This is a genomic window from Mesorhizobium sp. B2-1-3 (assembly GCF_006442495.1).
In the GTDB taxonomy this organism is placed as follows: Bacteria; Pseudomonadota; Alphaproteobacteria; order Rhizobiales; family Rhizobiaceae; genus Mesorhizobium.
In genome coordinates this window covers 306,431-320,208 of the sequence record NZ_VFWL01000003.1, presented here as the reverse complement: position 1 = coordinate 320,208, position 13,778 = coordinate 306,431, and the positions used below count along the sequence as shown (strand labels likewise).

At 61.1% G+C, this 13,778-nt stretch carries 12 protein-coding genes and 1 pseudogene; 1 reads left to right on the top strand and 12 read right to left on the bottom strand.

Annotated features, from left to right (window positions below; genetic code table 11):
- Positions 1-140 precede the first annotated feature (140 nt).
- The 5 genes from FJ973_RS08695 to FJ973_RS08670 all read right to left on the bottom strand — a co-directional run bounded on the left by FJ973_RS08695 (position 141) and on the right by FJ973_RS08670 (position 4,759).
- Positions 141-914 carry a hypothetical protein gene (locus FJ973_RS08695; RefSeq protein WP_140499601.1) on the bottom strand — a complete coding sequence of 258 codons (774 nt, stop codon included), beginning with the start codon at positions 912-914 and terminating at the stop codon, positions 141-143.
- Between the two features lie 424 nt (positions 915-1,338).
- Entirely contained in the window at positions 1,339-2,187 is an 849-nt protein-coding gene (locus FJ973_RS08685) for a S8 family serine peptidase (RefSeq protein WP_224656360.1), read from the bottom strand.
- A gap of 435 nt (positions 2,188-2,622) precedes the next feature.
- A complete protein-coding gene (locus tag FJ973_RS08675) occupies positions 2,623-3,309 on the bottom strand; it encodes an AAA family ATPase (protein WP_246674846.1) in 687 nt (228 codons plus the stop codon).
- Positions 3,210-3,503, bottom strand: coding sequence for an AAA family ATPase (locus tag FJ973_RS31575; protein WP_246674848.1), 294 nt, complete (start codon positions 3,501-3,503; stop codon positions 3,210-3,212). The genes FJ973_RS08675 and FJ973_RS31575 overlap by 100 nt, the downstream gene beginning before the upstream one ends.
- A complete protein-coding gene (locus FJ973_RS08670) occupies positions 3,500-4,759 on the bottom strand; it encodes a DNA repair exonuclease (protein ID WP_140523209.1) in 1,260 nt (419 codons plus the stop codon). The genes FJ973_RS31575 and FJ973_RS08670 overlap by 4 nt, the downstream gene beginning before the upstream one ends.
- Before the next feature lie 407 nt (positions 4,760-5,166).
- On the opposite strand from FJ973_RS08670, the gene FJ973_RS08665 reads away from it, so the two are divergent.
- Positions 5,167-6,090 carry a nucleotidyltransferase and HEPN domain-containing protein gene (locus FJ973_RS08665; RefSeq protein ID WP_140523464.1) on the top strand — a complete coding sequence of 308 codons (924 nt, stop codon included), beginning with the start codon at positions 5,167-5,169 and terminating at the stop codon, positions 6,088-6,090.
- A 57-nt stretch (positions 6,091-6,147) separates the two neighbouring features.
- Here FJ973_RS08665 and FJ973_RS08660 read toward each other — a convergent pair whose 3' ends face one another.
- The 7 genes and pseudogenes from FJ973_RS08660 to FJ973_RS08630 all read right to left on the bottom strand — a co-directional run bounded on the left by FJ973_RS08660 (position 6,148) and on the right by FJ973_RS08630 (position 13,727).
- A complete protein-coding gene (locus FJ973_RS08660) occupies positions 6,148-6,783 on the bottom strand; it encodes an AAA family ATPase (protein ID WP_140523207.1) in 636 nt (211 codons plus the stop codon).
- Positions 6,784-6,812: 29 nt separating this feature from the next.
- Positions 6,813-7,030 (bottom strand): annotated as a pseudogene (locus FJ973_RS08655) (3-keto-5-aminohexanoate cleavage protein); the annotation flags it as partial.
- Entirely contained in the window at positions 7,027-7,971 is a 945-nt protein-coding gene (locus tag FJ973_RS08650) for a 3-hydroxyacyl-CoA dehydrogenase (protein ID WP_140523204.1), read from the bottom strand. The pseudogene FJ973_RS08655 and the gene FJ973_RS08650, both read right to left, overlap by 4 nt.
- Before the next feature lie 13 nt (positions 7,972-7,984).
- The gene (locus FJ973_RS08645; protein WP_140523201.1) at positions 7,985-8,791 is read right to left on the bottom strand and encodes an SDR family oxidoreductase; all 807 of its coding nucleotides are present in this window, start codon (positions 8,789-8,791) and stop codon (positions 7,985-7,987) included.
- A gap of 453 nt (positions 8,792-9,244) precedes the next feature.
- Complete coding sequence (locus FJ973_RS08640; RefSeq protein ID WP_140499610.1) at positions 9,245-10,654, bottom strand: amidohydrolase; 1,410 nt, start codon at positions 10,652-10,654, stop codon at positions 9,245-9,247.
- Positions 10,655-10,672: 18 nt separating this feature from the next.
- Entirely contained in the window at positions 10,673-12,109 is a 1,437-nt protein-coding gene (locus tag FJ973_RS08635) for an aldehyde dehydrogenase (RefSeq protein ID WP_140523199.1), read from the bottom strand.
- A gap of 34 nt (positions 12,110-12,143) precedes the next feature.
- The gene (locus FJ973_RS08630; RefSeq protein ID WP_140499615.1) at positions 12,144-13,727 is read right to left on the bottom strand and encodes a GMC family oxidoreductase N-terminal domain-containing protein; all 1,584 of its coding nucleotides are present in this window, start codon (positions 13,725-13,727) and stop codon (positions 12,144-12,146) included.
- Positions 13,728-13,778 lie beyond the last annotated feature (51 nt).

Here is a 13,778-nt window from a genome sequence, read left to right as displayed (position 1 = left end):
AATTGAGCCATCACTCCTTCTCCAATATTGTTGTAGGGTTGGTTTATTGCAGATTGGTAGTGACCTCTCGTCTTGCATAGCGATGTTTCTGCAGTAAATCCAGGCATATTCATTTTGTATCTCCTTACACTTAGCTAGATTTAACGGTCATAGTACGGCGACATCTTCGCGACGAGGAACGGAAATTCTTCGGTTACGTCGCAGCGCGTAGAGAACTTCTCTGTAAAATCGCTGTTGCGGTTGGTATAAGAGAAGATCACGTCAACGATGTTGCGGGTGGCGCTCAAGGGCGAGGGGCGCACTTCCACCCCGGTCAACGAAAAGTCCCGCCCAAATTCCTCAGCGGCCTTGCCATAGATAGCGGGATAGCGCATGGCCAGGTAGTTCAAGGCGCGGTGCTCGTCGGTCGCGCCGGCATTGTCCGTCAGCTGCATGATCCTGCCGAACAGTTCCTCGGCCGCCGGTCCGAACTGCTGGGCAGTGGTTTTCTCCGGCTTCGGGATGGCTTTGATAAGGGCGTCGCGGTCGAAGGAGTAGATTTGATCGAATGCGACGATGGGTACCATCAGGCCATTACACATTTGCGGCGGCGCGATGGGACCGCGCATACCGATGACAACATCGATGTCATTAGGGCTAGGGGCGGGACGAGTGGCTTCCACCAGCAGATCAATGTCCGCCGGATCGCGTGGCTGCAGTAGGTAAGTTTCCAGCCCCTGGATGGTCAGGACCCAGCATAGTTGGCGCACTAGGTAGCGGTGCTCGCGCTTGGATAGCACGGCGTAGAAGGTCTGTTGATCGGTCTTCCCGGCGGTCTCCGTGCGTCCTGTCGCCTGGGCAAATTCCTTTTCCGCGGCGAGGTTCGGGAAACGCGCTTCGACCCGACCAATGGCGTAAACATAAGAGAGGGACATGGAGTTCGCGCCTCCTGCGCAGGTTGGGCAGGGCGTCTCCCTCGAGAGTGGAGAGGTCGACGACGATCGGAGGTTTTCCTCCCCAGCGGGACCGTAGGCGGCCGTGAACACAGCGGCATCGCATCTTGCCTCATCATGACCTGTCGACCGTTCTGTCGATTCTTGTTCCATAGTAATCCTCATTCATCACATCACAGATCAATGGATCTGGGTTAATGGGCACGGCCGGTGAAGACAAACCGGCGGTTTAGCGCGGCCGCCCGGCGTTCACAGCCTCCGCAGGATTGTATCCCCAGATAGGAGGTAGCTCGTCCAACCGCATCGCCTAACCCGATTTCCTCGTCGGTGATAAATCCAGGCAGGCGTACCCGGTAAGGCGGATGTTCGCTCTGGTTTGGCGAGTCGTTGCCTTCATTTGCCTTTGTCACGCTGTTCGCCTCCTCCCATTTGTCACCAATAGTACTTGGTAGGCCGCCGCGGCATCCAGTAAAGGTGGAACGACGGAAGCACGTCGCGAGGTGGAGGCTTGGGTCAGGGCGAGCTTGATTTGTACCGCGGTCGCAGAAGGAAATTCCGACCATAGAAGTGCAATCGCACCGGTCACAAAGGGCACCGCAACACTTGTTCCACCGAGCGCAAGCGACTGGCCCTCGCTGCCGAGACTGGTAATGCTGTCGCCGGGCGCGCGAAAACCCCGCCTGCCGATGGAACTACCCAGGTTCGATTCGTCGATCGGCCTACCTCGAAAATCACAGGCCACCACCGGGATGACCCACGGGTGGCGGGTGATGGCGGAACTTCCAAGCGTGCCTTGGTTGCCCGCAGCTGCAACGATTATGACGCCGCGGCTGACGGCGAGATTGAGCGCCTCTTCCAACGCCTGCTCGTCTTTAACCGAAGGTTGCGCAAGGGCGAGGCTTAAATTGATTACTCGCGCGCCTGAGCCAATGCATTCGACAATCGCCGTGGCAAGCTCCCGGGGTGTTGCACTGGGCATATGTTCGCGCCCGGCGGTCGTCTCGGTGAAAATAGGGCGTATGAGTAGGGTACAATCGGGGCAAATGGCGGGCGCAGCGGAACTCCGCCGGGCCGATAAGATGCCGGCCACAAACGTTCCATGTAGGCACGCCGCGCTGTTAGCTTGGGTGCATGTGCCACCGCTGCTTCCGAGGATCTCGTGGAGGTGTTCGCCTGTCAGATCGGGATGTTGGGTAACGACAGGTCCATCGATGAGCCCGATCTTCACTTCCGGGCTACCGCTGCCGCGTTCCATCAACGCGGTGAGGCTGACTAAGGCTAAAGAAGCAGAGGGCGCCATCTGCGTTGGACGATCGTCGCGATCGACCTCCCAGCATCTTTTTTATCCTACACGCCGCAAGGAATAACGCAACCCCATCCGGTTGCAATGTCGTAAGCAGATGAGTTGTCCGGATTAGGTAGCACGTGAGTTGTCCGGTTTTATCGCCAGCGGATGGAGGCTGGGGATGAAGCGGACGGCATGGCTACAGGACCGGAGAATGCAAAAGTTTCGGGACGTTTTGAGCCGCTGGAATGGCGGCGATCTTTCGATGATGGAGGCAGGCGAGTTGCTTGGCATGTCGGAGCGGCAATTCCGACGCTACCGCGATCGGTACGAAAAGGCTGGGGAAGCTGGCTTGCTCGATCGGCGTCTGGGCAAGAATTCGACTCGTCGGGTCATGATGCTGCATCAGGACGGCAGACGCGTTCTCAGGCTGGCGTCGATCTCGATCATGTCGGCGACGCTGCCCGTCCAGGTCCGTGACGGTGAAGCGATCTCTGGCAACTCGGCCAGCTGGGCTTGCTTGCGTCGGATATCGGCAAGGATCGGGATCGCGCGAAGATAATTCGCGATCGTATCGAGCCTGGCCGACAGCACCGACCGCTCGGCGATGCTGCGGTCGTAGTTTTCTGTCGCGTCCAGGCGCTCTGTCTCAAGGGTTTCGAAGGTCGACGCCAAGGTGTCGATCGCCTCCCTCCTCGACTTCAGTTCCGCAAGCCGCTTCTTGAACAGAGCAAGCTCGGTTCCGTGTGCCTGCTTGCGATAGAGCCTGTCCGCCTCGGCCTCGAGCAGGCTCAATGTATCGCTTGCATGCCCGAGGCCGGCGCTGGCCGTGAACAGCAGCTTGCCGAGGTCACCGCGCGATTCCAGGATTGATTTTCCACCTGCTTCCAGCGTTTCGTCGTCCAACGAGAACATGGTCTCGTAGGCGTCGCGCGACAGGCCGGCGAGATGGGATGATATCGCCATTTCGCTGACTGGTTGGCCAGTCGCGTTCAGCAACGAGTTGGTGCGCTGTTTGGTGCGTGTGAAAATCTGCTCCGCGCCGCCAAGTTCGAGCACCCCGCCGATGCGCATTGCGCTGTACTCGTGCACGAAATTGTAGCGGCTGCGCTCCTCGATGCCGAACAGCAGATCTCGAGATAGCCGGAAAGCACCGTCGACTTGCCGGCCTCATTCAGGCCGAAGACGACATGCAGGTCGGGACCGGATTCCGGTTTCGGCCCGAAGTCGATCGTCCTGTCGGTGAACTTGCCATAACGGATGAGATCAAGTCGCCGCAGCCTCATTGTGACCCACCGGCCTTGAGGCGGGCGGTAACAAGGTCGGCGCCGCTGGCAACCACCCTCTCCAGGAACAACTCCTGCTCAGTCTCGTCCTTGCCGGCGAAATCGCGCCCGTCAGGCGGAAAATCCGCGATCATCTTTTGGACCAACGCCCTCGCCTCGGCACGGAAGGCTTCCGAGCCGGCATCGGCGCGCATGGACTCTGCGAGCTCGAAAATCGGATCGGCGACGCCCTCGGATGTTTCGGCTGCGGGTGGCGAGACGTTAAGTTCGAGCTTCTCCACCCAGGTTTCGCCTACCTGGTCCGCGACCTGCTCAGCTTCCGCGAGCAGCAGATCCCGGTCGCGGATCAGTGCCCACGATAGAGGTGACGCCCCGGTCAGGCCGAGGCGAACCACAGCATGACGGGATCTAACGGAGGCGCGCACATCTTCGAGCGCGGATCGGACACGCTCGACGATCTCGGACCATTCCACCGTTTCGGTCACGTCGACGTTCACCCGCTCGAATTGCGCGATACTGGTGAGCCTTTCCTCGATCTCGATGGTGCGGTCGTCTTGTATCGTCACCAGGGTGACGGATTTCTCGCCGGCCTCGTTGATGTCCCTGCCCTGTGGAATTCCTGGCATCACCACGGTGCTTGCCCCGGGATGGACTTGGCGGACATGGATGTGCCCAAGCGCCCAGTAGTCGAAACCGTGGCCGTGCAGGTCAGCGACATTGCAGGGGGCATAGACGTCGTGGCCCGGCGATCCGGCCAGGCTGGTATGCATGATACCGACATTGACCGCGCCCTCGCGCGGCGCTGAGTACTTCGGGAGTAGACTGTCCGGCGCCTTGGGGCTGGCAAAGCTCAAGCCGTGGAACATGACGTCAAGCCCGCCGGCTGTCTGCAGCACGGTCTGGGGACGGCCGCCGAAGATCGTGACCGTGTCAGGGAACACCAGCTGTTTCGATATCCGCGACAGGGCGTCATGATTGCCACGGATCTTGAAAACCCTGATGCCGGCCTGATGAAGCCGTGTCATCTGTGACGCCAGGAAGCGGGCCGTTTTCATCGAAGTCTGATCGCCATCATAGAGATCGCCGCCAATGACCAGGGCATCGACACGTTCCGTGAGGCAGAGGTCAGCGATCGAGACAAACGCCTGACGGCTGGCGTCTCCGACGAGTTCGGCAAGGTCGGGGTTTCGCATCGCCAGCGAACGCAGCGGCGAGTCGAGGTGGATGTCGGCGGTGTCGACGAATCGAAATGGCATTGGAAATCTCCGGTTTGAACATACCGGTGTTCGACCGCGGCTCGACAGGGAAAATCTTAAGAAAATCCGGCGGCCGATACCGCCGCCCCCCTTCCGCATGAGTTCGCCGACATCTTCCGAGCTAGAAGTCTGTTCGCTTATTCGAGGACCGAGCGCGACGCTGCGGGACAGACCCTCCACAGATAAAAGCGCTGGGAAATGGTGGGGCAATGTATTGACGATACCCCCAACATTGCAGTGATACGTGATGAGCTTAAATCCCTCTGCAATGTTTAGGATGCTGACTTAACAACTCTTCCATTTGATGTCGCACGGTGTGCGTTGCTCAATTCGGCCGAACGAGGCAGTGTGTGGATTCGGGGCCTCGTCTCGGCTATGCACACACGATGGACGACAGATCCTTGTTTATGAAATCCAGCATCGACCACCTCCCGCCACCAAAGCAGCGCGAGCTGAGAAAGACGGTTGAGCTGCTCCTCGAGGAGTTTGAGGATGCCCTCAAGGGAGGGATGACCGACTTCAAAAAGCGCGGGCGCATTCTCAAGATCATACTTTTCGGGTCCTATGCACGTGGTGGCTGGGTCGACGAGCCGCATACCAGGAAGGGCTACCGTTCGGATTTCGACCTGCTTGTGGTGGTGAACAATCGCAAACTGACCGATTTTGCCGGCTATTGGCAGACGGCAGCAGACCGGTTGATGCGCGAAATCAGCACGCCAGTCAGCTTCATTGTACATTCCCGCCGGGAGGTGAACACTGCCCTCAGGGAGGGTCAGTACTTCTTTGTCGACATCCGTCGCGAGGGAATTGTCCTCTACGAGCTCGACGAAGAATCGCTGGCGCATCCGGCACCTACGAAGCCGGCCGATGCATTCCAATTAGCAGCCGAACACCTCGAAGACAGGCTGCCGCACGCCCGAGTATTTGCAAAGACAGCTGGATTTCTTCTCAGCGAATCCAATTTCAAGGAAGCGGCCTTTCTCCTTCACCAATCAATCGAGCAGGCCTACGCGGTGTTGTTGTTGGTTCTAACAAATTACAGCCCTGCCTCTCACAACGTCAAATTCCTTCGCAGCCTCGCTGAAGATCAAGCACAGGAACTTGCCGAAGTTTGGCCCCGCGACCAGCAGCGTTTCGTAGCTTGGTTCAACGTCATCAACGAGGCTTATGTGAAAGCGCGCTATTCGAGGCACTTCGAGATCACTCGCGAAGCGCTCCAGTGGCTTGCCAAGCGGGTCTCCGAGTTGATCGATCGTATCGAAATGATCTGCCGATCACGGCTTGAAAAATTGAGGAGCGAGGCAAATACGGCTGATCAGCAAGCGGGCTAACTTCGCGATTGCACCAATTCCGGTGTGATGTTCGGAATTATCTGTCGTCGTCCGAATTTAAGTGGGGCTGCCCACGTCGTGTGCGAAGTCGTTTCGGCACTCGTATAGAACCTTGAGCACATCGCTGCCGCACGACATGCCGCGAAGCGTGGTCTCTATCCGGGGAAGACGAATGCTGCCGAAGCCGCTGGTACCCGCAGCGCAATTCTGGAGGAGATGGCACAGCGCGCGAAGGGAGGTGTTTTGCCCGTAGGTGGCGATTGCCACGTAGGCGTCGGCTCCTTCAACGTTGTGTTCGGCGTCAATCCTCAAGCAGTCCTCCCGCGTCGGCTGCCCGATCTCGAAACGCATGCCGATACGGCTTTCGATCTGATCCATAGCATGGGTATCACGCCTCGTGCCCGCTAACCGATGAGTGTTGCCGGCGAGCAGTAAAGCGAAGCCGCATCGCTCCTGAAGATGCAGCAGCTCCCGCAAAACAGTGGGTGTGAAGTTCTGATATTCGTCCACCAGCAACGGGCGCGTCGGGCCGTATCGGGCGCCCAAAAAATTCATGCAATCCTTCGCAAGATCGTATGTGTGCTTGCTGTCCCTTTGGACGCCGTAGGCGTCGTGCAGCATCAGGAACATCGGCCTGATAGCCTTGGTATGCTGCGCAACCTCACAATAGGCAGCTCCGCTTTGGGCGGCTATCCAGTTGAGCGCTACAGTCTTTCCGAGTCCTCGGGTGTCTGGTCGGGCTTGCCGGTTTCCGGGTCTCGCGCGTGCAAATGCAGGATCGCGGCACCGGCCTCGGCCGCGGCGATCGCCTCCGACGCGATCTGGTCCGGTGTGATCGGCAGGTAGGGCGACATGGTCGGGGTGTGGATCGCCCCGGTCACCGCACAGGTGATGATGACCTGGTCGCCGTCGCGCCGGGCTTGCGGCTGGTTTCTTTCATTGTCCGAACTCCTGATCCGATTTTTTCTTGTGTGCCGCCAGCGCCATCAGCCGGCGATCCCGCCAGACCTGCCGGTCACCCAGTTTTTTCCTTGGCAGGCGCTTGCTGCGCTCGGCCTCGACGGTTGCCATGACCTCGCCCGCCCAGTCGACCCGGCGCAGCATCTGCGGGAAGATGTTGGAGTAGATGCCCTGGTAGCGATCGACATAATCGCGCACGCCGCCGGGCGCATTGAGGTCGATGGTCTCGAACGGCCCCATGAATGACCAGCGCAAAGCCAACCCGTCGCGGATGCCGATGTCGACATCCTCGACGCTGGCATAGCCGTCGACGAGCCGGAAGGCTTCCTCAAGCAAGGCGCCCTGCAACCGGTTCATGATGAAACCGTCGAGCTCGCGCTTCATCACCAGCGGCGCATGACCGGCATCGATAAGGAAGGCGCGGGTTCTTTCCAGCGTCTCAGCGGACGTCCATGGCGCTGGCACCACCTCGGCCGCCGGAATGAGGTAGGGCGGATTGATCGGATGCACGACCAGGCAGCGGTGCCGCCCCTGCAGATGGTCGGTGAACTTCGACGGCAACAGCGCCGAGGTGGAACTGGCGATCACCGTTTGCGGGCCGGCCAGACTGTCGATCAGGGAGAACACTTCCCGCTTCACATCGAGGTTTTCAGGCGTGTTCTCCTGGACATGGATTGCTCCAGCCAGCGCCTCCTCCAGTTCGACCGCGATGGCGATGCGGCCAAGCACGGTGTCGACGGACTGCCCACGCAGCAGGTCGTTCGAAGAAAGATCGCCAAGCACGCCTTCTATGTAGTCGCGCGCGCCGCCCGTCGCGGCGGGCGACTGGTCCCACATCCGCACGTCATGGCCGGCGCGAGCGAAGCTGATCGCCCAGGCCCGCCCAATGAAACCGCTGCCGACAATCGCAACCTTTGCCATGGATCGGCCCTCCTCAGAGCGTTTCGACGTTGCCGTCGACGCCGAGCGACTGCCCGGAAATGTTGATGCCGGCGTCCGACAGCAGGAAGGCGACCATCGACGCGACATCATAAGGGCTGGTCATGCGACGCAGCGAAATGTTTTGGAGATAACGATCGGTCATCTCCTCGTGGCTGATACCGACCTGCTTGGCGCGCGCCGAGATAACACCTTCGATGCGGGGTCCCTCGATGATGCCGGGCAGGATGGCGTTGACCCTGATGCCGTGCAGCCCAAGCTCCTTGGCGAGGCTTTGCGTGAAACCGATGACACCGCACTTGGCCGCCGAATAGGGCGTGCGGAACGCATAGCCGTGGCGGCCAGCCGCCGACGACATCGACACGATCGAGCCCCCGCCCGCCGCCTTGATCAGCGGCACGGCGCGCCGGGCGCACAGGAACTGGCCGGTCAGGCAGATGTCGATGCAGCGCCGCCAGTCGTCCGGATCGATCTCGTCGACACCGCCTGTCGGCCCGGCAATGCCGGCATTGTTGATCAGCGCATCGAGCCCGCCGAGTTCTTTCTCGACCGCCTCGAACAGCCGGTCGACGTTATCGTCGCGCGAGACGTCGGCCTTCACTGCCGCGATCAGGTCGATCTTGTCGGGCGCAGCGGCGAGCGCTTCGTCGGAAACGTCGCAGACAACGACGCGGGCGCCGAGCCGCGACAGCGTGTCGGCTATGGCAAAACCGATGCCCCCCGCACCCGCTGTCACCAGAACGCGCTGGCCTTTCAGCCCAGCCAGAAATTCGTTTGCGGAGTATGGCGCGCTCGAACTCATGATCGTCCCTCTGACAAGCTCGGCCGGAAATGATACACCCGGCGAAAAGTGACGACCGTCAGCACTTGGGCGGACGAGTTGCTTGAGCGTAAACCGGAACGGCAGGTCACAGTCGCTCTCGCCAACAAGGTAGGACGGATCGATAGCGCGTGAGGAAAGCTACCGCGCGCCGCACCCTTGAGGATGACCGACAGTCGCACGAAAAGACGTCCCCTTTCGGCAGGAGAGAACGACATCAGTGATGGAGATCCGGGCAACCCGAGGATCGGGAGAAGTGATTCAAAGCCCATCGCAGTGCAACAGCTTGATGAGGGCCGATCAACCGTCACTATCACGGGATCGTTCACACATCTTCCAGGAGAAATCCCATCTTCGGGCAAAGTATGTCGCTTCGCTCCAGCGGTTCCTTTGATTAGGACGACAAAGATGAGCACGATGCCCGGCATCATACATCTAGCCGTCCAACGGGGGCGCGAGGTGGGGCGGCAGGATCTGTACTGCGGGATCGCGCGCCAACCTTGCTGCATGTTCCTCCTTAGCTGAAGCTAGCAGATCGGGGTGGCTAAAGAGGTCCGCCGCCGTCGCCGCCAGCGCTTTGGCAACATGGATCATGCCCTTGTGTGCATGTGGCGATTTGCCCTGCGCCGTTACTTGCCATGTGTGCAAAGGCGTGCCGATGGCATAGGTCGCGCCATATGCCTGCACGGTCGGTACGGCCCAGCTCACATCGCCGACATCAGTCGATCCAAGCATCTGCTTGCCACCGGAAGCGGCGCCGACGATACCGTCGCTGAGAGCGCTGTCACTCTCCTGAAGCCGGAACATCGCATAGGCTGATTGGATGTGCTCCCTTGTCAGCGTGGCCTGGATCTGCCCCGCGAACGCTTGGTCAGCCGCATCGAATTCCGGCGGCCCCAGCATCTCGAAATTCTGCGCCATCGCTCCCTCCATAACGCGATTGCCAAGCAGGCTGTTCATCGCACAGACAAAGCGCGACTCCACTTGTGTCTCGCTCATCAGCGCTGCACCCTCCGCGATGCGCTTGACCCGCTCGACTAGCATCAACACCTCGGAGGCTCGCGGCGACCGAACCATGTAGCGCACAATTGCGGCCGCCTGCACGATGTTCGGCGCCGGACCGCCCGCATTGAGATAGGCGTAATGAACCCGGCAATCGGAGGGGATGTGTTCGCGCAGATAGTTGACGCCGACGCTCATCAGCTCAACGGCGTCGAGCGCGCTGCGGCCGAGATGCGGCGAGCCCGCAGCATGGGCGGACCGTCCAGTGTAAGAAAAATCAAGGATCGCGTAAGCGAGCGAGGCCGGCTCCATTACGCCCGCGAACGAGAAGGGGTGCCAGGAAAGCGCCGCGTCGACGTCAGCGAAAACCCCGTCGCGAACCATAAACGCCTTGCCCGATCCGCCCTCCTCGGCCGGGCAGCCATAATAGCGTACACGCCCGGGCAGGCTGTTGGCGGCCAGCCAATCCTTCGTCGCCGTAGCGGCGAGCAGTGCGCCGGCCCCGAGCAGATTGTGTCCGCAGCCATGTCCCGGTCCATTGCCGGAAAGACGCCGGTGTTCCGCTACGCCGGCTTCCTGGCTTAACTCCGGCAATGCATCGAACTCGCCGAGGAAGGCGATGACCGGGCCGCCTTCGCCTGCCTCGCCCATGATGGCCGTCGGCATGCCGGCAAGGCCGGTAGCAACTCGGAAGCCCTGATCGTTAAGCGCCTTCAGATGCTCGGCCGACGACCGATGTTCCTGATAGTTCAGTTCGGGCGTTTCCCAAACCCTGTCGCTCAGTTCGATGAAGCGCCCGGCCTGACCGTCGACATGCATCCATATTCCATGGCCGTTGCTCATTATCGCTCCGGAACTCCCTCAGACTGCGACAGTCTTGTGCTCGATGTAGTGATTGATGGCTTCCGGGCCGAACTCGCGTCCCACGCCGCTTCGCTTGAAGCCGCCAAAGGGGGAGAGCAGGTCCGAGGCCGCGTTGTTGATCGTCAGCCCGCCGCTGCGGATGCGGCGGGCGATCGCCAGACCCTGGTCAGTATCGTTCGTCCAAACCGAACCGGAGAGACCGTACTCCGACTCGTTGGCGAGCCGCACTGCCTCATCCACCCCGTCATAGGGGATGACGCAGACGACTGGGCCGAAGATCTCCTCCTGGGCGATGCGTGAGTTGTTGTCGACATTGGCAAAAACCGTCGGCTTCACGAAGGCGCCGTGATTGATGCCTTCCGGCATTCCAAGGCCGCCCGTCGCAAGTTCCGCGCCGCTTTCCAGCCCAGACTGGATGTAGTCACTGACCCGCTGGCGCTGGCGCTCGGCAGCAACCGGACCGAGGAAAGTTTGCGGGTCGGCCGGATTCCCGATCTTCATACCCGTAACATTGTCCACCAGCGCCGAGGTGAAGGCATCGTGGCGCCGGCGCGATATGAGTATCCGAGTCTGCGCAACGCAGACCTGGCCGTTGTTCGGAAACGAGCGGTAACGCAGCGCCTCGACCGTTTCGCCGATATCCGCGTCGTCTAAGACGAGCGCCGCGGACTTGCCACCCAGTTCTAGGCTGACTCGCTTCAGCTGCGCACCGGCGAGGCTGGCGATGCGGCTTCCGGCGGCGGTCGACCCGGTAAAGCCGATCTTGTCCACTCCCGGATGCGTGACGAGATACTCGCTCACTTCCCGGTGCGCTACCAGGATGCTCAGCACGCCGTCCGGCAGTCCGGCTTCGCTGAAAAGTTCGCCCAGATATTGGCCGTCAATCGCCGTCTCCGGCGCCAATTTCAGAATCACCGTGCATCCGGCAAGCAGAGCCGGAAAGAGTTTCGCTAGCGCGACCTGATGCGGTGCATTCCAGGGGATGATGGCGGCAACCACGCCGACTGGTTCGCGGATCCAGATGGACGTCCCTTTCGGGAAGCCCTCGCGCTTCACTTCCCAGGGATAGTGTTCGGCCGCGGTCAGATAAGCCTGGCCCTGATCACGGATCAGGGCCTGGATCGCCGCGGCGAACCACGCGGGAGCGCCCATTTCTGCCGTGACCAGTCGGGCAAATTCCGTGGACCGCGCCTCGTAGAGGTCGGTGAATTTACGGATGACCGCGATGCGCTCGGCTACCGGCATGCGCGGCCACGGCCCTTCGTCGAACGCTTTGCGCGCCACGTCGACGGCAAGGTCGATGTCCGCCTGTGCGGCGAGCGGAGCCGTGCCGACCAGGCTGCCGTCGTAGGGCGAACGAACTTCGATGGACTCCGGGCCGAGCGGGTCGACGCGCCTGCCGCCGATGAAATTGTGCTTGAAATTCCTGGTCATTGCCCGTCTGGCTCCTGTTCCGGCTTGCCTGGGATCAGGGATGGATGAGATCCGCCGCCCGCTCGCCGATCATGATTGCAGTCGCGTTGGTGTTGCCCGCGATGTGGCGCGGAAAGATCGAGGCATCCGCCACCCACAGCCTCTCGGTGCCGCGCACGCGCAGTTCCGGCGTCACCACCGCCTTATCGTCGATCCCCATCCGGCAGGTCCCGACCGGGTGAAGGAAGGGGACCGTTGCCTTGCGCACATACTGCTCCTCCGCATCGCGGCCGGCCCCCTCGGGCGGCACGTCGATCAGCTCGCGCACGTGGTTTCCGAATGGCGGCGTCGAAGCAAGGCGGCGAATCCAGGCCAGTCCGCGTAGAACGCAGTCCAGGTCGTCTGGGTGGTCGAGGAGCCGCGGATAAATCGCGAGCGGCGTGCGCGGATCGCTGCTGCGTAGTTCCAGACGGCCAGTACTCTTGGGGTAATTCACGTTCGCCAGAATGGTGACGAGATTGCGCGTGGGGACGCGCAGGCGTCCGCTTTCGCTGAAATAGCCGAACGGGAAGAGGTGGAACTGGAGGTCGGGCACCTCCTGCTCGGGTGTGGATTTGAGGAAGGCGAGCACCTGCGCGGTCGGCACGCTCAGCACGCCACTGCGCGACAGCGCCCACTGCCCGGCGGCGCGCAGCCGGCCCAGGGCCGACGCATAGGCATTGCCCGTCTTGACGTCCATTTCGGCGCGGACATAGAGGCCCGGATGCTCCATCAGGTTGCGCCCGACGTCGGGGCTGGCGACGCGCACTTCGATGCCATGGCGACTCAGTTCGGCCGGATCGCCGATGCCCGAAAGCATTAGGAGCTGTGGCGAGTTGATGGAGCCTGCAGACAGGACCACACCGCGGCGTGCTGTTGCCCGGATTGTCTTGTCCCCGCGCATGATGTCCACGCCCGAGGCCCGCTTACCCTCCATGACGATACGCTCCACCAGCGCGTCGTCCATGAAGGTCAACTTATTGTCCTTGAGACGTGGGAGGACGAAGGCGTCGAACGCCGAATGACGCAAGCCCCCTGTCGTGGACCCTTGATTCCAGGCGACCCCTTCATGCGAGCTCCCGTTCAGGTCCGGGTTGCGGGGCACGCCGGCATTGACGAAGCTGTCAATGAATTTCTGCGATAGTGGGTGTTTCCAGCGCAGCGATGAAACCCGGAGCGGACCCATCCCGCCGCGGTGAGAATTGTCCCTGTCGTCGTCCGCCGTCTCCATCTTGCGGAAATAGGGAAGCACGGAGGCCCAGCCCCATCCCTTGTTTCCCAGCGCCTCCCAAGCGTCGTAGTCGCCGGCCGCGCCACGAATGAAGATCATCCCGTTGATGGCCGACGAACCACCCGGAACCCGCCCGCGCGGCCAGGCTTCCTGCAGTCCGTTACGGCTCGGATCAGGCTCGGTGACGTAGTTCCAGTCGTACCGGTTGTTACCGATCGTATACATGAGCGCGGCCGGTACGCGCGTCAGGTGGAGCTTCTCGCGCTTGCCCGCTTCGAGGAGAAGGACGCTCGCACCCTTTTCGACAAGCCTGGCGGTGAGCGGTGAACCCGCACTGCCCGAACCTACGACGATATAGTCGAATTCCATGATACGCTTGCCTCATCGGGATTGCGGGGCACCGCGCCGGGGTCAGGGGCG